The 20,088-nt window shown below is 65.8% G+C and carries 21 protein-coding genes; 15 read left to right on the top strand and 6 right to left on the bottom strand.

The window, feature by feature from the left end:
• Positions 1–8 precede the first annotated feature (8 nt).
• Positions 9–1,061, bottom strand: coding sequence for a DMT family transporter (locus ACODSU_RS17680; RefSeq protein WP_488843594.1), 1,053 nt, complete (start codon positions 1,059–1,061; stop codon positions 9–11).
• A 563-nt stretch (positions 1,062–1,624) separates the two neighbouring features.
• Here ACODSU_RS17680 and ACODSU_RS17675 point away from each other — a divergent pair.
• On the top strand, positions 1,625–2,914 hold the full coding sequence (locus ACODSU_RS17675; protein WP_488843592.1) for an MFS transporter: 1,290 nt from the start codon (positions 1,625–1,627) through the stop codon (positions 2,912–2,914).
• Positions 2,915–2,995: 81 nt separating this feature from the next.
• On the top strand, positions 2,996–3,139 hold the full coding sequence (locus tag ACODSU_RS17670) for a hypothetical protein (protein ID WP_488843590.1): 144 nt from the start codon (positions 2,996–2,998) through the stop codon (positions 3,137–3,139).
• A gap of 143 nt (positions 3,140–3,282) precedes the next feature.
• Here ACODSU_RS17670 and ACODSU_RS17665 read toward each other — a convergent pair whose 3' ends face one another.
• Both ACODSU_RS17665 and ylqF read right to left on the bottom strand, forming a co-directional pair.
• On the bottom strand, positions 3,283–5,559 hold the full coding sequence (locus tag ACODSU_RS17665; RefSeq protein WP_209819902.1) for a putative bifunctional diguanylate cyclase/phosphodiesterase: 2,277 nt from the start codon (positions 5,557–5,559) through the stop codon (positions 3,283–3,285).
• A gap of 213 nt (positions 5,560–5,772) precedes the next feature.
• The gene (ylqF, locus tag ACODSU_RS17660; protein WP_476017704.1) at positions 5,773–6,744 is read right to left on the bottom strand and encodes a ribosome biogenesis GTPase YlqF; all 972 of its coding nucleotides are present in this window, start codon (positions 6,742–6,744) and stop codon (positions 5,773–5,775) included.
• A gap of 92 nt (positions 6,745–6,836) precedes the next feature.
• Between ylqF and ACODSU_RS17655 the strand changes: the two genes are divergently transcribed.
• On the top strand, positions 6,837–7,088 hold the full coding sequence (locus tag ACODSU_RS17655; RefSeq protein ID WP_116747548.1) for a hypothetical protein: 252 nt from the start codon (positions 6,837–6,839) through the stop codon (positions 7,086–7,088).
• Between the two features lie 56 nt (positions 7,089–7,144).
• The gene (locus ACODSU_RS17650) at positions 7,145–7,315 is read left to right on the top strand and encodes an oxidoreductase-like domain-containing protein (protein ID WP_051022734.1); all 171 of its coding nucleotides are present in this window, start codon (positions 7,145–7,147) and stop codon (positions 7,313–7,315) included.
• 96 nt (positions 7,316–7,411) lie between these two features.
• Here ACODSU_RS17650 and gshA read toward each other — a convergent pair whose 3' ends face one another.
• The gene (gene gshA / locus ACODSU_RS17645) at positions 7,412–8,938 is read right to left on the bottom strand and encodes a glutamate--cysteine ligase (protein WP_209819899.1); all 1,527 of its coding nucleotides are present in this window, start codon (positions 8,936–8,938) and stop codon (positions 7,412–7,414) included.
• 71 nt (positions 8,939–9,009) lie between these two features.
• Positions 9,010–9,918, bottom strand: coding sequence for an SDR family oxidoreductase (locus ACODSU_RS17640; RefSeq protein ID WP_060983969.1), 909 nt, complete (start codon positions 9,916–9,918; stop codon positions 9,010–9,012).
• A 316-nt stretch (positions 9,919–10,234) separates the two neighbouring features.
• Between ACODSU_RS17640 and ACODSU_RS17635 the strand changes: the two genes are divergently transcribed.
• The 11 genes from ACODSU_RS17635 (at position 10,235) to tolA (ending at position 18,294) form a co-directional block, all read left to right on the top strand.
• Positions 10,235–10,516: a DUF427 domain-containing protein gene (locus tag ACODSU_RS17635; protein ID WP_015015027.1), complete on the top strand. Its 282-nt coding sequence runs from the start codon at positions 10,235–10,237 to the stop codon at positions 10,514–10,516.
• Positions 10,517–11,084: 568 nt separating this feature from the next.
• Positions 11,085–11,723, top strand: coding sequence for a DUF938 domain-containing protein (locus ACODSU_RS17630; RefSeq protein ID WP_488843587.1), 639 nt, complete (start codon positions 11,085–11,087; stop codon positions 11,721–11,723).
• A gap of 12 nt (positions 11,724–11,735) precedes the next feature.
• Positions 11,736–12,032, top strand: coding sequence for a 2Fe-2S iron-sulfur cluster-binding protein (locus ACODSU_RS17625; RefSeq protein ID WP_056064834.1), 297 nt, complete (start codon positions 11,736–11,738; stop codon positions 12,030–12,032).
• Between the two features lie 226 nt (positions 12,033–12,258).
• Positions 12,259–13,380, top strand: coding sequence for a bifunctional 3,4-dihydroxy-2-butanone-4-phosphate synthase/GTP cyclohydrolase II (gene ribBA / locus ACODSU_RS17620; protein WP_060983967.1), 1,122 nt, complete (start codon positions 12,259–12,261; stop codon positions 13,378–13,380).
• A gap of 19 nt (positions 13,381–13,399) precedes the next feature.
• On the top strand, positions 13,400–13,864 hold the full coding sequence (gene ribH / locus ACODSU_RS17615) for a 6,7-dimethyl-8-ribityllumazine synthase (protein ID WP_488843585.1): 465 nt from the start codon (positions 13,400–13,402) through the stop codon (positions 13,862–13,864).
• Positions 13,861–14,400: a transcription antitermination factor NusB gene (nusB, locus tag ACODSU_RS17610; protein WP_060983965.1), complete on the top strand. Its 540-nt coding sequence runs from the start codon at positions 13,861–13,863 to the stop codon at positions 14,398–14,400. Before ribH ends, nusB begins: the two co-directional genes overlap by 4 nt.
• Before the next feature lie 118 nt (positions 14,401–14,518).
• Positions 14,519–15,703, top strand: a complete 1,185-nt coding sequence (locus ACODSU_RS17605) for a pyridoxal phosphate-dependent aminotransferase (RefSeq protein ID WP_488843583.1) — start codon at positions 14,519–14,521, stop codon at positions 15,701–15,703.
• A gap of 20 nt (positions 15,704–15,723) precedes the next feature.
• Entirely contained in the window at positions 15,724–16,143 is a 420-nt protein-coding gene (ybgC, locus tag ACODSU_RS17600; protein ID WP_056065182.1) for a tol-pal system-associated acyl-CoA thioesterase, read from the top strand.
• Positions 16,140–16,853 carry a protein TolQ gene (gene tolQ / locus ACODSU_RS17595; protein WP_015015035.1) on the top strand — a complete coding sequence of 238 codons (714 nt, stop codon included), beginning with the start codon at positions 16,140–16,142 and terminating at the stop codon, positions 16,851–16,853. Before ybgC ends, tolQ begins: the two co-directional genes overlap by 4 nt.
• Positions 16,854–16,868: 15 nt before the next feature.
• Entirely contained in the window at positions 16,869–17,291 is a 423-nt protein-coding gene (locus ACODSU_RS17590; protein WP_056064849.1) for an ExbD/TolR family protein, read from the top strand.
• A 31-nt stretch (positions 17,292–17,322) separates the two neighbouring features.
• The gene (gene tolA / locus ACODSU_RS17585; RefSeq protein WP_488843581.1) at positions 17,323–18,294 is read left to right on the top strand and encodes a cell envelope integrity protein TolA; all 972 of its coding nucleotides are present in this window, start codon (positions 17,323–17,325) and stop codon (positions 18,292–18,294) included.
• A 271-nt stretch (positions 18,295–18,565) separates the two neighbouring features.
• Here the strand turns inward: tolA and ACODSU_RS17580 are convergent, their stop codons facing one another.
• Positions 18,566–19,906 carry an MFS transporter gene (locus tag ACODSU_RS17580; RefSeq protein WP_110961307.1) on the bottom strand — a complete coding sequence of 447 codons (1,341 nt, stop codon included), beginning with the start codon at positions 19,904–19,906 and terminating at the stop codon, positions 18,566–18,568.
• Between the last annotated feature and the right edge of the window lie 182 nt (positions 19,907–20,088).

Below are 20,088 nucleotides of genomic sequence, written 5' to 3'. Positions count from 1 at the left end.
CCTTGGCTTCAGTGCATATGCCCGTGGTGCAAATCAGGCACATGCGGGTGCTTGTGTACCAGCGCCGTGTGCGTGTGCAAGTGACTGTGAGCCCCTTGTGGCATGGGCTCATGGCTGTGGTCATGATGACCGTCACCGTGTGTATGCGCGTGCTCATGCTCAAGGACCTCATGGGTGTGCTCGTGGTCGTGCGACTCAATCAGATGCAAGACCACCCCGGCCAGCATCAGTGCCCCTCCGAGGACCAGCAGCACCGAGGCTGCGCGCTCTCCAAGCCCAAAAGCACCCAGTGCGCCAATAAACGGAGCGAACGCAAACACTGAGCCCGTGCGTGCAGCGCCGAAGGTGCGCTGAGCGAGCAGATAAAAGCGCAGGCTCAGACCGTAGCCAGTCGCGCCAATGCCCAGCAGCACGCCAGCGGCCAATAGATTGGGCATAGGCTCCGCAAGCAGCACAGCGAGAAGGACAGTAGCAACGACACCCAGGCCTGATTTCGCGAGCACTACCTGTCCAGGGTCACGGTCAGCCACGCCGCGCGACAAGGTGTTGTCCACGCCCCATGCGGCTGTTGCCACCATGACAGCGGTCAACCCGAGCAGTTGCACGTTGCCCTGCAGGCCCTGGTCCAGCGTGAGGACCATCCCACCGGCCATGAGAGAAGCCATGGCAAGTAGCACACGCCTGTCCACCGTTTCACCGTACAGCCTCCAGGCGAGCAACGCTGTGAAGAAGGCCTCCAGGGTGAGCATCAGGGAGGCGGACGTTCCGCTGGTGCGCTGCAGGCCCCACACCAGGGCAACGGGTCCAATGACGGCGCCGAACACTGCCATGGCCAGCAGACGACCGGCATCACCACGCTGCAATTGCGCTTCCCGCTCTCTGGGGCGGCGAATGAACAAGGCCACCAGGCCCGCGCCGCCATAGAGAAGCCCAGCCGTAGTGAACGGGCCGAGACCCCGGCCCCACAACTGGACAAAAGGAGTGCTCAGACCAAAAAGGGCGGCCGCCAGCAGCGCCAGCAGACCACCTCTGAGAGCGGGCGAAAGTGACCGGTGTGTCATGCGTATTGGCCGGGGAAGTTCGCGGCAATGAAGTTACAAAGAATGCGAGAACAAGACGTTCAGATTTTGCTTTGTCTTGTCGGTGGCAGCCGGATTCCTGAGCACATTCGACCTCTCATAGTCGGGAGTAAGCGTCAGACGAGGGAGGACAGATAACCGCAAGCGTCTCAAACCGGATGATGGTTCCGAAAGTATGACCGGCTCTTAAGGGCCCACACCCGCCCCTCATTCAGCCTTGCAACCAACACGCATCGACCGGCACCGTGAAAGCGCAGGAACACAGCATCCCGCCCAAGTCCGCCCCTCGTTGTCCAGTACTTCGGCATCCGCTGCTGTCGCGAAAGTGGGAGTAGCGATCTGTATGCCAAGGCCGCAGGACTCGAACACTTGCGGTAGGCATCCTGCCATATGCAAGCGCATAGCCTAAGTCCCTCCGGGCACCCCGCTGGGAGGAAAAGTCTGTTGGAATGCGCCAAACGAGAAGCCGGTCACCATGGAAGCGCGTGCCTCACGACTCATGGCATGGGCGTTGCATGTGTCCGCGATACGCACCAGCACTCTCCATGACCTCGTCCTCTCCAGCCCCCCTCTCTACCGCCCACCCATCCCAAAACGCACAGCCCCCTGGCGCACCGGGCCTCAGCACACCGGTGCTCTTGCTCATGGCCGTGGCCTGCGGCCTTTGTGCGGGCAGCAACTACTTCAACCAGCCGCTCCTGCACTCCATCGCCACACAGTTGCAGGTGCGCGATGCATCGGCAGCGCTCGTCGTGACCCTGGCGCAGGTGGCTTATGCGGCGGGGCTGCTGCTGTTGGTGCCGCTGGGTGACTTGCTGGAGCGGCGGCGGCTCATCGTCACGCTGATGCTGCTCGCGGCACTCGGGCTGTTCACCAGCGGTTTCGCTCGCAGCTACGCCATGCTGGGGCTGGGCACGCTGCTCACCGGTCTGTTCTCGGTGGCGGCGCAGGTGCTGGTACCGCTGGCGGCCACCCTGGCGGCACCTGGGCGCAGCGGCCGGGCGGTGGGGCTGGTGATGAGCGGGCTGCTGACCGGGATTCTGGCGGCGCGCAGCGTGGCGGGGCTGCTGTCGGAGGTGGGTGGCTGGACGCTGGTGTACCGCGTGGCGGGCGTTGCCATGGTGGCAGTGGCGCTGGCGCTGTGGTGGGTGATGCCGGTGTCGCGCAATGTCGCCTCGGCACAAACGCAAAGTTATGGCCAGGTCTTGCGGTCGCTGGGCACGCTGGCGCTGCGACACCCCCGGTTGCGAAGCCGGGCCTTGCTGGGTGCGCTGTCGTTTGCCTCGGTGAGTGTGTTGTTCTCCACCATGGCGCTGCTGCTGGCGGGACCTGCGCACCGTCTGGGCGATGCAGGCATCGGGCTGGTGGGGCTGGCGGGCGTGGCGGGTGCGCTGATGGCCAGTGTGGCCGGGCGCATGGCAGACCGGGGGCAGGCACAAGTGGCCACGGCCCTGTCGGTGGGCTTGTTGCTGCTGGGCTGGGTGGCGTTGTGGCTGGGCGCGAGCAGCCTGGCGTGGTTTGTGGTGGGCATGCTGGTGGCCGACCTGGCGCTGCAGGGCGTGCACATCAGCAACCAGAACGTGATCTACCGCCTGGACCCCACGGCCCGCGCGCGGCTGAACGCGGTGTACATGACCAGCTACTTTGTGGGTGCCGCCACGGGCTCGGCCATGGGGTCGGTGGCCTGGCTGTGGGGCGGCTGGAGCGCCACCTGCGCGTTGGGGCTGGGTCTTGCCGTGCTGAACGCGCTGGCACTGGCGCATGACCAGCGGCTGGCTCTGAGGGCGCGCAGCGGCGCGGCGCCCCTACAGGCGGCCGAAGGCGCGGGAATGTAGCCGCGTGGTGACCGCCAACGACGCACGTTGTGACGTACCATGCTTGTACGGTCCCATCCCGAGACCTTTCAAGGAGGCCCCATGGCCAAAGGCGAACAGCGCAGCAACAAGACGGCGAAGAAACCCAAAAAGGACACCTCGCCACCCAAGGAACACAGCGCATCAGACCGGCCCATGCCGCCCGTGACCACTGTCATGCCCAAGGGCAAAGAAAAAAACAGGTAAGTCACCACAGTGCGCTGCCGCACCAAAAGGCGAACCGCTACCAAATCAATAGCTATAGGCGCATATTCAACAAGCGCCTGCAGCTATTTTTGCTTCAAATCCCGTATCAACAGCGCTGCACCCGGCGCGCTCCGCGCCATCGCTCACGCAGGCTGGGTCAGCCGCTCCAGCCACTGCACATCGGGCTCGGGCCGGCCAAACAGGTAGCCCTGATACACGATGTCCGGCGCGCGCTGGCGCAAGAAGTCGGCCTGGGCCTGGGTCTCCACCCCCTCGGCCACCACGCGCAAGCCAAAGTGCCGGGCCACCGACAGGATGCCCTCGACCAGCACGCCGTCGTCTGCATTGGTGGGGGCCTCGTGCACAAACGACCGGTCGATCTTGATCTCCTGGATCGGCAGGCGCTTGAGGTAGGCCAGCGATGAATAGCCGGTGCCAAAGTCGTCCAGCGACATGTCCACGCCCAGCGCAGCCAGCGCGCGCATCTTGGCCACCGCGTCGTCAAAGTCGTCGATCACCAATCCCTCGGTCACCTCCAGCGTGAGCAGCCGGGGGTCGGCCCCCGTGGCGGCCAGCACGGCCCGCAGTTGCCCCACAAAGCCCGCCTGCCGGAACTGCCGCGCGCTGAGGTTGACCGACAGCCGCAAACGCCGCTCGCGAAACACCGGCTGCGCCAGCAGCGCACAGGCATGGGCCAGCACCCACTCGCCCAGGCTGACGATGAGGTCAGACTCTTCGGCCACCGGGATGAACACGCCCGGCGCCACCAGCCCGTCGCGCGGGTGTTGCCAGCGCACCAGCACTTCGGCCCCTGTGACCTGCCCCGACACATCGACCTGCGACTGCAGGTGCAGCCGCAACTCGCCCGCGCCAATGGCGTGGCGCAGCTCGCGCTCCACCCGAAAGCGCTGCTCGGCCGCCTCGCCCATGCCCTGTTCAAAAAAGGCCGCCTGGCCGCCGCCGGCCTGCTTGGCCCGGTGCAAGGCGGTGCCCGCGCGCCGCAGTGCGTCGTGCGCCCCATCGTCCGAGGTTTGGGGGTACAGGGTGATGCCGATGCTGGCGCCCAGTTGGGCGTCCTGCGCGTCGCCCTCCAGCCGCAGGGGGCGCAACAAGGCGGTCTGCAGCTTTTCGGCAAAGGCCAGCGCGTGGCGGCCGGCCAGCGAGGCGTCGGCCCCCAGGCCATGCAGCACCACGGCAAATTCGTCGCCCGCCACCCGCACCAGCAGGTCCTGCGGGGGCAGGATCTCGGACAGGCGCAGCGCCACGGCGCACAGCAGGCGGTCGCCCATTTCGCTGCCACGCGCATCGTTGAAGGTGGTGAACCGGTCCAGGTCCAGCAGCAGCAGGGCGTGCTGGGTGGACAACACACGGCCGGGGCGCCCACGCAGCGCATGCAGGCGCTCCATCAGCGTGGACCGGTTGGGCAGGCTGGTGAGGCTGTCGAAATGGGCCAGGCGGTGGATCTCGTCGGCGGCGCGCTTGCGCTCGGTAATGTCCTGCTTGAGTTCCACAAAGTGGCTCACGCGGCCATCGGTCTGGCGGATGGGTGCCACCACCACGGACTCGATCAGTGGTTGCCCGTCCTTGCGGTAGTTGACCTGCTCCCCTGCCCAGCTGTCCCCGCGTGCCAGCGTGGTGCGCAGGCCCTCGCGCTGCGCGGGCGCCAGGCCGTTGCTGGAGTAGTGGGCCGAGGCCTGGCCCACCACCTCGTCGCGCGCGTAGCCGGTGCGGCGCACAAAGGCCTCGTTCACGTACTCGATGTCCTCGCGCAGATCGGTGATGACGATGGCCTCGGGGCTTTGCTCCACGGCCCGCAGCAGCTTGCGCAGCGACGCCTCGCTGGCTGCCAGATTGGCTGCGGTCTGTTGGGCCTCGCGCACCCGGCTCATGTAGTTGCGGCGCGACAGCAGCGTGGCGGCGGCGGTCAGCACCAGAATGCCCGCAAGGTACACCGCACCCGCCACGCGGTTGGCCACCTGCACCGGCTTGAGCAGGCCCTGCATGTCCGCCCAGATGAAGCCCAGGAACAGCAGGGCCGTGAGTACCACCAGCGTCAGCGTGGCACGCACGCCCAGCAGCCATCCGGCCAGCACGACGATCACGGGGTAGTTCAGCAGATTGGGGCCATTGACGCCGCCATTGCGCGCCGCCACCAGCGACACCGACACCCACACGCCCCACACCAGCAGGTGGGTCGCCAGCGTCCACCGCCGCCAGCGCGCCAGCAGCAGCGCGGTGCCGCCAATGCAGCCCGCGACAAAGTTGAGCGCTACGCGCATCGGCTGCACGGGCTGGTCCCAGAGCAGCAGCAGGCCGATGACAAAACCCAGCAACATCACGGACCAGCCCGCCACCCGCACCAGGTGGCGCGTTGTGGCGTCTTCGTGGTCTGGCAGCGGAACAGCGGGAGCTTCGGCCATGGCGACGGGAAGTGCGGGGGAGGAAACCATCGTAACCGCAGGCATAGAAAACGCCTATGAACAAAATGCCGCTGGCGAGGCTGCAGCGCCCGCCCGTCGGCATCCCGTCGCCCCCCCCGTCGGCATCTGTACGTTGCGCGCCCGGTACCGTCGCCAGCGTCGGCACGGGATGGCCTACAGCGCCTGCTGGCCCACAGGCGCAGGCCGGCTCACTCAGTCCGCGTCGCTGTCCGGCGCGGGCTCACGCACGCCAGAGCCTTTGCCCTTGGCCTTGGCGCGCGCAGCCTTCTTGGCCTGGCGCTTGGCGTCCTCGGCCAGGCCAGCAGCGCGCCAGGCCTCGAACTCGGCCGGGGTCTCCAGCGTGATGCGGCCCAGGATGGCGCTGCGGAAATCGGTCATCACGATCTCGGCCGCCTTTTGCAAGTTGACCTTGCCGCCACCCAGCATGGCCCCGCGTTTGCGGCCAATGGCTTCGAGCAGTTCTTCGTCGTGCATCTCGGCCACCGCACCCGCAGGCAGGCCCAGCTTGTAGCGCGCCTCCAGCAAGGGGGCGTAATGCTTCTGCAGGCGGCGCAGCAGCTCCAGCGCGACCAGTTCTTCGTCATACGCATTGCGGCCTACGGCGCCGCTGGCGGCCAGGTTGTAGCCGGTCTCGGGCACCACGATGCGCGGCCACAGCATGCCCGGCGTGTCCCACAGGTAGAAGTCGTCAGCCAGCGTGATGCGCTGCTCCAGCTTGGTGATGCCCGCCTCGTCACCGGTCTTGGCCTGGCGCTTGTTGCTCAGCGTGTTGATCAGCGTGGACTTGCCCACGTTGGGCACACCGCAGATCAGCACGCGCATGGGCTTGGCCATGCCGCCCCGGCTGGGCGCCAGCAGGTGGCAGGCGTCGATCAGCTTGCGCGTCGGGGCGGGGTCGGATGCATCCAGCGGCAACGCACGCGTGTCGCTCTGGGCGTTGTACCAGTCCACCCACAGCGCCGTGCGCTCGGGGTCGGCCACGTCCTGCTTGTTGAGCACCTTGAGCGTGGGCTTGTGGCCCGTGATCTCGGCCAGCAGCGGGTTGGCGCTGGAGCCGGGCAGGCGCGCGTCCAGCACCTCGATCACCACGTCAATGTCCTTGATGCGTTCGGTGATGGCTTTGCGGGTCAGGTGCATGTGACCGGGGAACCACTGGATGGCCATGCGGTGTACTTTCTACGTTGTTCTGAGGTGTCCGAGGGTGGCAAGGATAATCGCGGTCTTACTTCTGCCCACGCCACGGCGTTTTTATCTGCATGCCAGCCCCTCTCGACACCTCGCGCAAGCCCAAGGCCACCAAGGCCGACAAAGAGCTGCTGTTCAAGGGCGTGACCTTGGCCCTCATCGGCCTGGTCATCTTGCTGGCGCCCTATGTGGCCCGCTCCACCAGCGTGCGCGACCTCATGGGCCAGGTGGCGCTGGTGGGCTGGTTTGCGCTGGTGCTGGGCATTGCGTTTGGCGTGCAGTACGGCCTGCGCCGCGCCAAGGCGGGGCGCCGCCAGCCGTGACCTTGCCTGAGGAGACAACCCCGGCCCCGGCGGTGGACGGCGCCACGGCGCAAGCCATGTTCGCGGTACTGCAGCAGCGCGCGGCCGCTCTTGGCATCACACTGCGCAACCCGCCGCCCGAGCCCACGACCTGCTGCGGGCGGGGCTGCAACGGCTGCGTGTGGGAGGGGTTTCTGAGCGCCGCCGAATACTGGCGGCAAGAGGCCTTGCTGCAGCTGCAGGACTGACTTTGAAGGGTTTTGGGCTGGTAGCGCTAGTGCAATATGCCTGAGCAGCTACTAATTCAATAGCACGTCAATCGGACCCGCCCCGCGACCGCGCCTTCAGCCCAGCTGCTCCACCGCCATGTACTGCTCGCGCCACTCCTCAAACGGCAGCGTGTCGGCGGCCTCGATGGCCTTTTGCGCTGCGATCGATTCATCAGCCATCGCCACGTAGCGCGCCTGCTGCTCGGCCGTCCAGGGCAGAGCCAGCAGCGCGTCGCGGGCGGCCATGGACTGCTGGCGCGCAAAGGCTTCAAAGCTGTGCTGGTGGCTTTGCACGATGCTGTCCAGCACACGGGCTGAGGGCGTGCGCTCGGGCGCAGCCATCAGTGCACGGGCATCGCGCAGCGCAGTGCTGTAGTCGTCGGTGCCATGGGTGGCGTCCAGCGCTGCGGCCAACGGCTCGCACGCCGCCAGCACCTCGGCGCCCCATTCGGTCAGCAGCACGCTCTGGCCATTGCGGGACAGGCGCAGACCGGGCTCGCGGCCGCGCTCTGCGGTCAGGTGCTGGTTCTGCTTGAGTTCGGCAATCTCGGCGGGCGTATCGGGCGGGCTGTCAGACAGCAGACAGTGCAGCAAGAACACATCCAGCAGGCGCATGGTGGGCGCGGTGATGCCCACAGGCACGAACGGGTCCAGGTCCATCAGACGGACTTCGACGTATTCGACCCCGCGTTCGCGCAGCGCGTGCAGCGGGCGCTCGCCCGTGCGCACCGTGCGCTTGGGGCGGATGGTGCCGTAGAACTCGTTCTCGATCTGCAGCAGGCTGGTGCCCAGCTGGTTGTAGTCGCCGCCCGGGTTGCGGATGCCCACGGCTTCATAGGCCGGGTACGGCTTGGTCAGCGCCTCGTGCAGCGAGTTGGCATAGCCCGTCAGGCCGTTATAGCTCACGGCCAGCGTGGCCTGCGCATCGCTCTGGTAGCCCAGGCGGCCCATGCGCAGCGAGGTGGCGTGGGGCAGGTACAAGGCACTGCCGCCTTCCATGGGCTGCAGGCGGTGTTCACGCCCTTCCACAAAACAGGGGCACAGCGCGGGCGATGCGCCGAACAGGTACAGCAGCACAAACGCGTGGCGACGGAAGTTGCGGATGAGCGCGAAATACTGCTCGCTGTCTACACCCGGCAGCGACCAGTTGTAGTGGATGCCCGAAATAGTCTGCATGCGGCGGCCATAACGGTGACCCAGGCCCATGCGGTACACGCTCTTGGCGCGGCCCACGTTGGAGCTGCCGTAGCGGCCAATCGGAATCGTCTCGTCCGTGGGCAGGCCGCAGGGCATGCTGGAGGCCCAGAGCAGCTCGCCGCCGCTGTCCTTCAGCGTGTGGTGCACGAACTGGTGCACCTCGGTCAGCTCGTCCAGGCACTGCTGCACGCCCTTGTGGGCGCCGGTGATCAGCTCCAGCTGCGACTCGCTGTAGTCCGTGGTGATCAGGGGGTGTGTGAGGGCCGAGCCCAGCGCCAGCGGGTGGGGCGTGAGGGCCAGGCCGCCGGTGGGCAGCACGCGCAGCCCTTCCTTTTCAATGCCGCGGCGAATCCCCCCCAGGGCGTCCGCCGGGTAGGCGGCCAGTCTCTCGTGCAGTTTGCTCATATGTTTATACCGATCCAACTTCTGTCGGCCCGGAACTTAGCACGTTGAGCGCTGGCCCGCCCACAGGGGTGTCAAGCCCTTGCGGCCAAAGCGCGTCCAACCTCGTTGGTTCCTTGCGCTGCGCCACTTTGTGGTACTTGCTCGCCCGCGCGCTCGGTCACCTCGGCCAGGCGGGCCGCCAGTTGCTCGGGCACATCGGCGCCAATCCCCAGGTGGATGCCCTGCGTGAGGGTGATGTGGGCCGCTTCAAACGTGCCCGCACCGGCGCACAGGATGGTGCGCGAAGGCGCGCTTTCGTGCGCCAGCACCAGCATGGCGGGCACCACGGCCTCGGGCTTCAGGGCGTCCAGCACCTCCTGGGGCATCAGGCCCTCGGTCATGCGCGTGGCGGCCGTGGGGGCCAGGGCGTTCACGTGGATGTTGTACTTGGCGCCTTCGATGGCCAGGGTCTGCATCAGCCCCACCTGGGCCAGCTTGGCTGCGCCGTAGTTGGCCTGGCCAAAGTTGCCGTACAGGCCGGTGGAGGATGTCGTCATGACGATGCGGCCGTACTGCTGGGCCACCATGTGCGGCCACACGGCCTTGCAGCAGTTGGCGGCGCCCATCAGGTGCACGTCCACCACCAGACGGAAGTCGGCCATGTCCATCTTGGCGAACGACTTGTCGCGCAGGATGCCGGCGTTGTTGACCAGGATGTCCACCCGGCCCCAAGCGTCAATGGCCTGCTGCACCATGGCTTCGACGGCCGCGAAGTCGGTGACCGATGCGCCGTTGGCCAGGGCCTCGCCGCCTGCGGCGCGGATCTCGTCGACCACAGCCTGCGCGGCCGTCACCGTGCCGCCGCTGCCGTCCACCGCGCCGCCCAGGTCATTGACCAGCACCTTGGCGCCGCGCTTGGCCAGAGCCAGTGCATGCTGGCGGCCCAGGCCACCGCCTGCGCCCGTCACGATGGCCACGCGGCCTTGGAAATCAATACCCATGGTGAAGGTTCTCCTGTTGTCTTGGTCGATGAATGTGTGGAACGCAAAAACCCCTGGCACCCCACCGCAGGTACGGATGCCGCGCGCTGCACTGTAAGCCACTGCGGGGCCCGTGCGCGTTGCGCAGGCGACTGGGTACCGCACCAACCCATTCCAGAGCCAGAACATGGCGCGCGGTAACGCGGCACATTGGGAATAATGGGCAGCTGCGCAGGCTTCCAGGAGTGGCTGGCGCACCCCTCCCGCACTCATTTTTTGATAGCTGCTAGCGCATGCAGTACTGGCGCTACCGGCCACTTTGACCCAAGGATCTCCCATGAAAGCCATCTGGAACGGCGTAGTGCTTGCCGAAAGCGATGACACGGTGGTGGTGGAAGGCAACCACTATTTTCCCGAAAGCGCGCTGCACCGCGAGTACTTCACCTTCAGCAACCATAAGACCACGTGCGCCTGGAAGGGCCAGGCCAGCTACCTGTCGCTGCTGGTCAACGGCGAGATGAACACCGACGCCGCCTGGTTCTACGCCGACCCCAAGCCCGAGGCCGCCGAGATCAAGGGCCGCGTCGCGTTCTGGAAGGGCGTGAAGGTCACGGCCTGAGATAGTCCGCCAGCCCCCCTTTGCAGGTTATCCCTGCGCGCGCTGGACAATCATGTGGATAAGTTTTGGCAAGTCCTGTATGACAACGCCAAGTGCTTGATTTGCAAGGGAATGCACCGCATTGCCTCATTTTTAGGCAATTTACAAAATCGTGATGCGGGTTATCCCAACAGGCACTGGACAATGGTGTGGATAACCTTGGATAAGCCTTGTATGACAGGTTTAAGTGATTGATTTACAAGGCATATCCTTGTGCCGCCCAAAAAATAGGCACTCACAACCCGCTGCGGGCAGACCACTCCCACCACCCCACCGAAGGCTCCAAAACCCCTGGTTATCCCTGTCCGCACTGGACAATCTTGTGGATAACTGTGAACAAGCCTTGTATGACAGTTTTAAGTCATTGATTTACAAGGAAACTTCTTGTGCCGCTGAAAAAACAGGCAGCTATGGTGGGTAAGGCGTCTGCGGTACAGTCCACGTCGGTTCTTTGTTGACCGCTCTTTATTTGATAGCTGCCAGCGCATGATCCACTAGCGCTAGCGGCCCAAAAACACTCCATATCCTCGTGTCCACCTCGACCCTTCAGCATAGCCCGGCCGCCGAGCGCAACCAGGGGCCCATCCTGGCCCAGTTGCTGGCGTTGCTGCCCCCCACCGGCGCTGCGCTGGAGATCGCCAGCGGCACCGGCCAGCATGCGGCCCACTTTGCCGCCGCCCTGCCCGGCTGGACCTGGCAGCCCACCGACCTGCAGGACACCCACTTTGGCTCCATCACCGGCTGGGCCGCGCAGGCCGGTGCCCGCAACTTGCAGTCGCCCCGGCGGCTGGACGTGCTGCACGACCGCTGGCCCAGCGAGGGCCCGGCATTCGGCGCCGCATCGTTTGACCTGGTCTACTGCGCCAACATGCTGCACATCGCCCCCTGGGCCTGCTGCACCGGGCTGATGCAGGGCGCGGCGCGGCACCTGGCACAGGGCGGTCGCCTGGTCACGTATGGCCCCTACTTCGAAGACGGAGTGCCCACCGCACCGGGCAACCTGGCCTTCGACGCCAGCCTGCGTGCACAAGACGCCGCCTGGGGCATTCGCCGCATCGAAGACGTAACGACCGTGGCTGCCCATGCCGGCCTGCAACTGGCCGCGCGGCACCCCATGCCCGCCAACAACCTGCTGCTGGTGTGGACCTACGCAGCCCGCCAACCCTGAAGTGACACGCCCATGACGACACCCACCGCCGCCCCTTTCTTCATCGCCAAGGTCGAGCCCGATGGCACCCAGTGCGACGCCTGGCCCGAGCAGCCGCTGCTGCTATCGATGGAGCAAGGCGGCATCGACTGGCCCAGTTCCTGCCGCAACGGCACCTGCCGCACCTGCCTGGGCCAGCTGGTCGAAGGCACCGTGCGCTACGCCATCGAATGGCCAGGCCTCACGGCCGAGGAAAAGGAAGAAGGCTGCGTGCTGCCCTGCGTGGCCTACCCCACGTCGGACGTGGTGCTGCAGGGCAGCGCCATCTGATCTGCGTCAGGGGCCGCGCCTTTCAGGCACGCAAGCAGCCCCAGTGCACTAAAATCCGAGGTTTTGGGGCACGATGCCCCTTTGACGTGCGGCAGCGCCGCATCGCATGTTCTTTGGGGCGGTTTCTTGGGGGCACAGCCGTTGCCACCGGCCACGGGAACCTGTGCTGCAGCACACCGCCAGCTGGCACACCGCCAGAGGCTCCCACAGAAAGCCCCAACCTTCCATGAACACCCCCCTCACCCCCGTGCCGATCTCGCCCGTCGAGGACATCGTGGCCGAGATGCGCGCCGGGCGCATCGTCATCCTGGTGGATGAAGAAGACCGCGAAAACGAAGGCGACCTCGTCCTGGCCGCCGACCACGTGACGCCCGAGGCCATCAACTTCATGGCCCGCTTCGGCCGGGGCCTGATCTGCCTGACGCTCACGCGCGAGCGCTGCGAATTCCTCAAGCTGCCGCCCATGGCCGCGCGCAACGGCACGGTGTACAGCACCGCGTTCACCGTCTCCATCGAAGCCGCCGAGGGCGTGACCACCGGCATCTCGGCCGCCGACCGCGCCCGCACCGTGCAGGTGGCCGTGGACCGCAACAGCCAGCCCAGCGACCTGGTGCAGCCCGGCCACATCTTCCCGCTACAAGCGGTGGACGGCGGTGTGCTGATGCGCGCCGGCCATACCGAAGCCGGTTGCGACCTGGCCGCCATGGCGGGCTGCAGCCCCGCTTCGGTGATCTGCGAGATCATGAAGGACGACGGCACCATGGCCCGCCTGCCTGATCTGCAGCTGTTTGCGGCCGAGCACGGCCTCAAGATCGGCACCATCGCCGACCTCATCGAATACCGCAGCCGCAACGAGTCGCTGGTCGAAAAGGTCGGCACGCGCACGCTGCACACAGCCTATGGCGAGTTCACTGCCCACGCCTTCCGCGACCAACCCAGCCAGGCCGTGCACCTGGCGCTGGTCAAGGGCCAGTGGAGCGCCGACGACGTGGTGCCCGTGCGGGTGCACGAGCCGCTGTCGGTGTTCGATGCGCTCGAAGTCAACCGCTCCATGCACTCCTGGGGCCTGGACACCAGCCTGCAATACCTGGCCAAACAGGGCAAGGGCGTGGCCGTGCTGCTGAACTGCGGCGAAAGCGCCGCGCAACTGCTGGCGCAGTTTGAAGGCACCGCCCGCTCCGCCCAGGCGCCCGAGCGCGGCCGCATGGATCTGCGCACTTACGGCGTGGGCGCACAGATCCTGCGTGAATGCGGCGTGCACAAGATGGCGCTGATGGGCCAGCCGCGCCGCATGCCCAGCATGACGGGCTACGGCCTCGAAATCACCGGCTTCATCCCCAAAGAATAAAGACAGGAACAGGATCACTATGTTTGGCGCAGACAAAGGCACCGCAGACAAACTGGACGGCAAGAAGCTGCACATCGGCATCGTGCAGGCCCGTTTCAACGAGAGCATCACCAACACCCTGGCCGCCGCGTGCCGCGCAGAGCTGCTGGCCCTGGGCGTGCAAGAAAAGCACATCAAGCACGTGCTGGTGCCCGGCGCACTCGAAGTGCCCGTGGCCCTGCAGGCCATGGCCGAGAGCGACGAGTACGACGCGCTGATCGCGCTGGCCTGCATCATCCGCGGCGAGACCTACCACTTCGAGCTGGTGGCCAACGAATCCGGCGCGGGCGTCACGCGCCTTTCGCTCGACTACCAGATCCCGATTGCCAACGCCATCATCACCACCGAGAACATGGAACAGGCCATCGCCCGCCAGACCGAAAAGGGTGTGGACGCGGCCCGCGTGGCGGTGGAAATGGCCAACCTGCTGGACGAACTGTCATGAGCGAAAACACCCCCACGCCATCGTCGGCACGCCCGCCCAAGCAGAGCCGCACCGGCCTCAAGAGCACCGGCACACGCAAGGCTGCCTCCAAGTCCAACCGCAGCCGCGCGCGCGAATTCGCGTTGCAGGCGTTGTACCAGCACCTGGTAGGCGGCAACGACGCCACGGCCATCGACGCGTTCACGCGCGACTTGGCGGGCTTTCACAAGGCCGACTCGGCGCACTACGACGCGCTGCTGCACGGCTGCATCGAGCACGCCGCCAGCATGGACGCACTGATCACCCCGCTGCTGGACCGCAAGATGGCCGAGATCTCGCCCATCGAACACGCCACCATGTGGATTGGTGTTTATGAGTTCCAGAACTGCCTGGATGTGCCCTGGCGCGTGGTGCTCAACGAGTGCATCGAACTCGCCAAGGAGTTCGGCGGCACCGACGGCCACAAGTACGTGAACGCCGTGCTCAACGGCCTGGCCCCGAAGCTGCGCGCAGTGGAAGTGGCCGCCGACAAGGCCGCAGGCGCGGGCGCTGCCTGAACCTGCCCTGCCCCGCTGCCGCCCTGCCCATTGAACCGGGGCGGCTTGGTTTCTTTTTTTTCTACGCCCTCACGCCACCACGTCCACAAGGCGCCCGGTCGGGGCAGGATGCCATTCCATGAAGTTTTCCACGCGCGCCGAGCGCATTGAACCGTTTTATGTGATGGAGGTCGCCAAGGCCGCGCAGGCCCTGGCCCGCGAGGTGGCCGGCACGCGCGAACCGATGATCTTTTTGAACATCGGCGAGCCTGACTTCACCGCACCGCCCCTGGTGCAGGAAGCCGCCGCCCGCGCCGTGCACAACGGCGCCACGCAGTACACCAATGCGCTGGGCCTCGATTCGCTGCGCGAGTGCATCAGCGGCTGGTACCAGAGCCGCTTTGGCGTCAACGTGCCCGCGCGCCGCATTGTGGTCACAGCAGGCGCATCGGCCGCGCTGCAGCTGGCGTGCCTGGCGCTCATCGAATCGGGCGACGAAATTTTGATGCCTGACCCCAGCTACCCCTGCAACCGCCACTTTGTGAGCGCTGCAGAAGGCAAGGCCGTGCTGCTGCCCACCACGGCGGCCGAGCGCTACCAGCTGAGCGCTGACAAGGTACGTGCGGCGTGGAATGAAAAAACGCGTGGCGTGCTGCTGGCCTCGCCGTCCAACCCCACCGGCACCTCGATTGCGCCTGACGAGCTGCGCCGCATCCACGACGTGGTGCGGTCGCACGACGGCATCACGATGATCGATGAGATCTACCTGGGTCTGTCGTACGAGGAAGAGTTTGGCCACACCGCACTCGCCATCGACGACAACATCATCAGCATCAACAGCTTCAGCAAATACTTCAATATGACCGGCTGGCGCCTGGGCTGGATGGTGGTGCCCGAGGCCATGGTGCCCGTGGTGGAACGCCTGGCGCAGAACCTGTTCATCTGCGCCAGCACCGTGTCGCAGCATGCAGCGCTGGCCTGCTTCGAGGCCGAGAGCATTGCCGAATACGAACGCCGCCGTGCCGAGTTCAAGGCGCGGCGCGACTTCTTCATCCCCGCGCTGCAGTCGCTGGGTCTGAATGTGCCCGTGATGCCTGATGGCGCCTTCTATGCCTGGGCCGACTGCACGCAGGCCGCGCAGCACCTGGGCGTGAGCGGCAGCTGGGACTTTGCGTTTGAGCTGATGCGCCGCGCGCACATTGCCGTGACACCGGGGCGCGACTTTGGCACGGCCGAGCCCGAGCGCTTTATCCGCTTCTCGACCGCCAACTCCATGGCGCAATTGCAGGAGTCCGTGGAGCGGCTGCGCAAGCTGCTCGGATGACCAAGGCGAGCGACCCCACGATGGCGTTTGAATTTCCGATCCGGATTTACTGGGAAGACACCGATGCCGGTGGCATCGTGTTCTACGCCAACTACCTCAAGTTCTTTGAGCGCGCGCGCACCGAGTGGCTGCGCTCGTTGGGTGTGGGCCAACAGCAGTTGCGGGAACAAACCGGCGGCATGTTTGTCGTAACCGACGCGCAGCTGCGCTACCACCGCCCCGCGCGGCTGGACGATGAACTGATTGTTACTGCCGCCCTGCAAAGCAGTGGCCGCGCATCGTTGACAATAGTGCAGCAGGCGCTCCTGAAACCAGAGCAGATGACCGACCAGCCCCCGACCTTGCTGACCGAAGGCACCATCCGCATCGGATGGGTGGATGCCGCCACCCTGCGCCCCGCCAGAATTCCAAGCACCCTCCTGGAACAACTCACACCATGAATTCCCAAAACATGTCCATCATCTCCCTGGTGCTGCACGCCAGCTGGGTGGTGCAACTCGTGATGCTGCTGCTGCTGGGCGTGTCGGTGGCCAGCTGGGCCGCCATCTTCCGCAAGCTGTTTGCCCTGAAGCGCGTGAAGACACTGAACGAGGATTTCGAGCGCGAGTTCTGGTCGGGCACCAGCCTGAACGACCTGTACGCAGCGGCCGCCCAGAACGCCAAGCAGGCAGGCCCCATGGAACGCATTTTTGCCAGCGGCATGCGTGAGTACCAGAAACTGCGCGAGCGCCGCATCACCGACCCGGGCACCTTGCTGGACGGCGCGCGCCGCGCCATGCGTGCGAGCTTCCAGCGTGAGATGGATGTGGTCGAGTCCAGCCTTTCCTTCCTGGCATCGGTCGGCTCCGTATCGCCGTATGTGGGCCTGTTCGGCACCGTGTGGGGCATCATGCACGCCTTCACCGGCTTTGCGGGCATGGAACAGGTCACGCTCGCTACCGTGGCCCCAGGCATTGCCGAGGCCTTGGTCGCCACCGCCATCGGCCTGTTCTCGGCCATCCCGGCCGTGATCGCCTACAACCGCTTTGCGCGCGACATCGACCGCGTGGCCACGCACCAGGAGACCTTCATCGAAGAATTCTCCAACATCCTGCAGCGCAACCTGGGCGCGCAGCCCGCGTCCACAGGCCACACGGCCTCGGGCCACTGATCCGGGAGGCACCCCATGCCCGCCATGGCATCCCGCGGCCGAGGCCGCCGCACCATCAACGAGATCAACATGGTCCCGTTCATTGACGTCATGCTGGTGCTGCTCATCATCTTCATGGTGACGGCGCCCATGCTCACACCCGGCGTGGTCGACGTGCCCAGCGTGGGCAAGAGCAAGAACATGCCCAAGGTGGTGGCCCAGGTCATCGTCAACAAGGACGGCACGCTGCAGTTCAAGACCCCCGAGGCTACGCGCAGCTTGAACCAGCGCGAGATCGGCGACGCCGCCAGCCGCTGGCAAAAGGGCCAGGGGCCCGAGAGCGCTGTGGTCATCAGCGCCGATAAAGGCGTGCAGTACGAAACCGTGGTGAAGGCGATGGACGCCCTGCAAAAGGCAGGCGTGCAACGCGTCGGCCTGTCGGTCAAGCAAGGCGGTTGAACCGAACCCGCCCGGCACCGCTCAGACGCCCATGCACGCCCACACCGACCGCGATCAGTTTGCCCCGCCCCGCCCACCGGCGCGCCTGCGTGCCATCACGCTGGCGGTGCTGGTGCACGCGGTGCTGATCGGTGCGCTGACCTGGGGCGTGAACTGGAAGAACACGGCCGACCAGCCCGCCGTAGAGGCTGAGTTGTGGGCCGCCGTGCCCACACAAGCAGCTCCACGCGCCGTGGAGCCCCCACCACCACCCCCCCCCCCTCCCGTGCAGCCGGCCACCCCGCCCGCCCCGCCGCCACCGCCGGTGCGGGCCGCAGAGCCGCCGGACACGCGCGAGGCAGACATTGCCATCGAGCGCGAAAAGAAGCGCCTGGAACAGGAAAAGAAGGCCCGCGAGCAGCAGGAGCTGCGCGAGAAGCGGCAGCGCGAGCGCAAGGAAGAAGAACGCCGCGAACGCCTGGAGCACGAGAAGAAAGAGCGCCAACAGAAGGAACGCGAAAAAGAGAAGGAACAGCGCGAAAAGCAGCTGGCCGAGCAGAAGAAGGCCGAGCAGGAAAAGCAGAAGAAGCTGGCCGAAGACAAGCGCAAGGCCGACGAGGCCGCCAAGCGCAACGCAGAGGCGGAAGAAAAGCAGCTGGCCAAGATGCGCGAAGACAACATGCGCCGCTTGCAGGGCCTGGCCGGTGCGACCGGGGCCGAAAACGCCACCGGCACGGCCCAGCGCAGCGCGGGCCCCTCGGGCAGCTACGGCGGCAAGGTGGCGGCGAAGGTCAAGCCCAACATCGTGTACCCGGACGCCATCTCGGGCAACCCACGTGCCGAGGTCGAGGTACGCCTGTCACCCGACGGCACCATTGTGGGCAAGCGGCTGGTGCAGTCCAGCGGCAACAAGGCCTGGGACGACGCGGTGCTGCGGGCCCTGGACAAGACCGAAACATTGCCGCGCGATGTGGATGGGCGGGTACCTCCCTCTCTGACCATTGGCTTCAGGCCCCAGGACTGAGCGAAGCTCCGAGCCCTGAACGGGCTTGCCCTTCCGTAGCGGATCCCCGGCCCTGCCGATGCGCTGCCCAGGCCCACGCGCTACGCGCTCACCGCCTGCGACTGAAACCCCGTTGCAGTTGGCACTGGCACGCTGGACTGAGCCGTGACCTGTGAGGCCCCAAAGCAAAGCGCCCGGCAGAACCGGGCGCTTTTTTTAGCTTTTTACGCCTGTAGCGCTAGTGGAATATGCGCTAGCAGCTATACATTCAATAGCAAATCAATCTCACCCATCAGCGGTCGCGTCGCTCCATGCGGCGATTCAGGTTCAGCGCACCCAGCGTGCAGGCCACGCCCGACAGCAGGTACACCGTCACCGCCAGCAAACCGAACTGCGACGACAGATACAGAGCCACCAGCGGCGCAAACGCAGCGCCAATGATCCAGGCCAGGTCGGCCGACAGGGCCGCACCGGTGTAGCGGTACTGGGGCGAGAAATTGGCTGTGACGGTGCCCGATGCCTGGCCGTACGACAGGCCCAGCAGCACAAAGCCCAGCAGCAGGAACATGGTGCTGCCCACTTCACCGGTGTTGAGCAGCACGGGCGCCATGAAGCTGAACACGCCGATCAGCACCGCCATGCCGCCCAGCAGCTTGCGGCGGCCCAGGTGGTCTGACAGCCAGCCGGACACCATGATGGCGCCCGCCGCGAGGAACGCGCCGACGATCTGCACGCCCAGGATCTGGGTCACGGGCTGCTCGGAGTACAGGGTGATCCACGACAGCGGGAACACAGTGACCAGATGGAACAGCGCAAAGCTGGCCAGTGCAGCAAAAGCCCCCAGCAGCACGTTGCTGCCTTCGTCGCGCATGACGCGGCTCACCGGCACCGGCTGCAACTCACGCTCCTTGAGCAGTTCAGAGTACGACTGCCCCACCACCAGGCGCAGACGCGCAAACAGGGCCACCACGTTCACCGCAAAGGCCACAAAAAACGGATAGCGCCAGCCCCAGGCCAGAAACTCCTGCACCGTGAGGCTGCTGTACAGGTAGGCAAACAGGCCAGCAGCCAGCACAAAGCCCAGCGGTGCGCCCAACTGGCCGATCATGGCGTACCAGCCCCGGCGCTCCTTGGGGGCCGACATGGCCAGCAGCGACGGCAGGCCGTCCCACGACCCGCCCAGTGCGAGCCCTTGGCCCACACGCAGGATCAGCAAGGCCACGATGGCGGCGGTGCCCGCATCCTTGTAGCCCGGCAAAAACGCCATGCCCACGGTGCAGACGCCCAGCATGAACAGCGCAATGGTCAGCTTGGTGCCCCGCCCCCAGCGCCGCTGGATGGCCATGGAGATGGCGGTACCCACCGGGCGCACCACGAACGCAACGGCCAGCAGCGCAAAGGCCATCAGCGTACCGTCCAGGCGGGACATAAAGGGAAACAAGAAGGATGGGAAGACAAGAACGCAGGCGATCCCGAAAACGAAGAAGTCGAAATACTCGGACGAGCGTCCGATGATCACGCCCACAGCGATTTCGCTGGGGGTGACGTCCTCATGCGTATCAGCCCGCGAGAGAGAGGCGGCGCTTTCGTGAAAACCGGCCGCAGGGTAAGTGGCAGTGGCGGGGCTGCTCATGAACATGGCTCCTTGACGTTGTGTAGCTAACTCAGACCGTTCCGTTCTACACGCAACTTCTGTAGGCCACAAGTGCGGTTTCACTATGCCGGCTGCAGGAAATGTCCTTCAAAGCCCTTGAATGCACCACATTGGTGCAAAAAAACAGCCTGCGCTTTTGACCTTGGACAAAATGTCCAATC

Source organism: Acidovorax sp. FG48 (assembly GCF_057809085.1).
Note: the sequence above shows the minus strand (reverse complement) of the source record. Positions and strands in the feature narration are given on the sequence as shown.

Coding starts and splice junctions, on each gene's coding strand:
- ACODSU_RS17680 (WP_488843594.1), bottom strand. CDS start 1,061: ATGACACACCGGTCACTTTCGCCCGCTCTCAGAGGTGGTCTGCTGGCG.
- ACODSU_RS17675 (WP_488843592.1), top strand. CDS start 1,625: ATGACCTCGTCCTCTCCAGCCCCCCTCTCTACCGCCCACCCATCCCAA.
- ACODSU_RS17670 (WP_488843590.1), top strand. CDS start 2,996: ATGGCCAAAGGCGAACAGCGCAGCAACAAGACGGCGAAGAAACCCAAA.
- ACODSU_RS17665 (WP_209819902.1), bottom strand. CDS start 5,559: ATGGCCGAAGCTCCCGCTGTTCCGCTGCCAGACCACGAAGACGCCACA.
- ylqF (WP_476017704.1), bottom strand. CDS start 6,744: ATGGCCATCCAGTGGTTCCCCGGTCACATGCACCTGACCCGCAAAGCC.
- ACODSU_RS17655 (WP_116747548.1), top strand. CDS start 6,837: ATGCCAGCCCCTCTCGACACCTCGCGCAAGCCCAAGGCCACCAAGGCC.
- ACODSU_RS17650 (WP_051022734.1), top strand. CDS start 7,145: ATGTTCGCGGTACTGCAGCAGCGCGCGGCCGCTCTTGGCATCACACTG.
- gshA (WP_209819899.1), bottom strand. CDS start 8,938: ATGAGCAAACTGCACGAGAGACTGGCCGCCTACCCGGCGGACGCCCTG.
- ACODSU_RS17640 (WP_060983969.1), bottom strand. CDS start 9,918: ATGGGTATTGATTTCCAAGGCCGCGTGGCCATCGTGACGGGCGCAGGC.
- ACODSU_RS17635 (WP_015015027.1), top strand. CDS start 10,235: ATGAAAGCCATCTGGAACGGCGTAGTGCTTGCCGAAAGCGATGACACG.
- ACODSU_RS17625 (WP_056064834.1), top strand. CDS start 11,736: ATGACGACACCCACCGCCGCCCCTTTCTTCATCGCCAAGGTCGAGCCC.
- ribBA (WP_060983967.1), top strand. CDS start 12,259: ATGAACACCCCCCTCACCCCCGTGCCGATCTCGCCCGTCGAGGACATC.
- ribH (WP_488843585.1), top strand. CDS start 13,400: ATGTTTGGCGCAGACAAAGGCACCGCAGACAAACTGGACGGCAAGAAG.
- nusB (WP_060983965.1), top strand. CDS start 13,861: ATGAGCGAAAACACCCCCACGCCATCGTCGGCACGCCCGCCCAAGCAG.
- ACODSU_RS17605 (WP_488843583.1), top strand. CDS start 14,519: ATGAAGTTTTCCACGCGCGCCGAGCGCATTGAACCGTTTTATGTGATG.
- ybgC (WP_056065182.1), top strand. CDS start 15,724: ATGGCGTTTGAATTTCCGATCCGGATTTACTGGGAAGACACCGATGCC.
- tolQ (WP_015015035.1), top strand. CDS start 16,140: ATGAATTCCCAAAACATGTCCATCATCTCCCTGGTGCTGCACGCCAGC.
- ACODSU_RS17590 (WP_056064849.1), top strand. CDS start 16,869: ATGCCCGCCATGGCATCCCGCGGCCGAGGCCGCCGCACCATCAACGAG.
- tolA (WP_488843581.1), top strand. CDS start 17,323: ATGCACGCCCACACCGACCGCGATCAGTTTGCCCCGCCCCGCCCACCG.
- ACODSU_RS17580 (WP_110961307.1), bottom strand. CDS start 19,906: ATGAGCAGCCCCGCCACTGCCACTTACCCTGCGGCCGGTTTTCACGAA.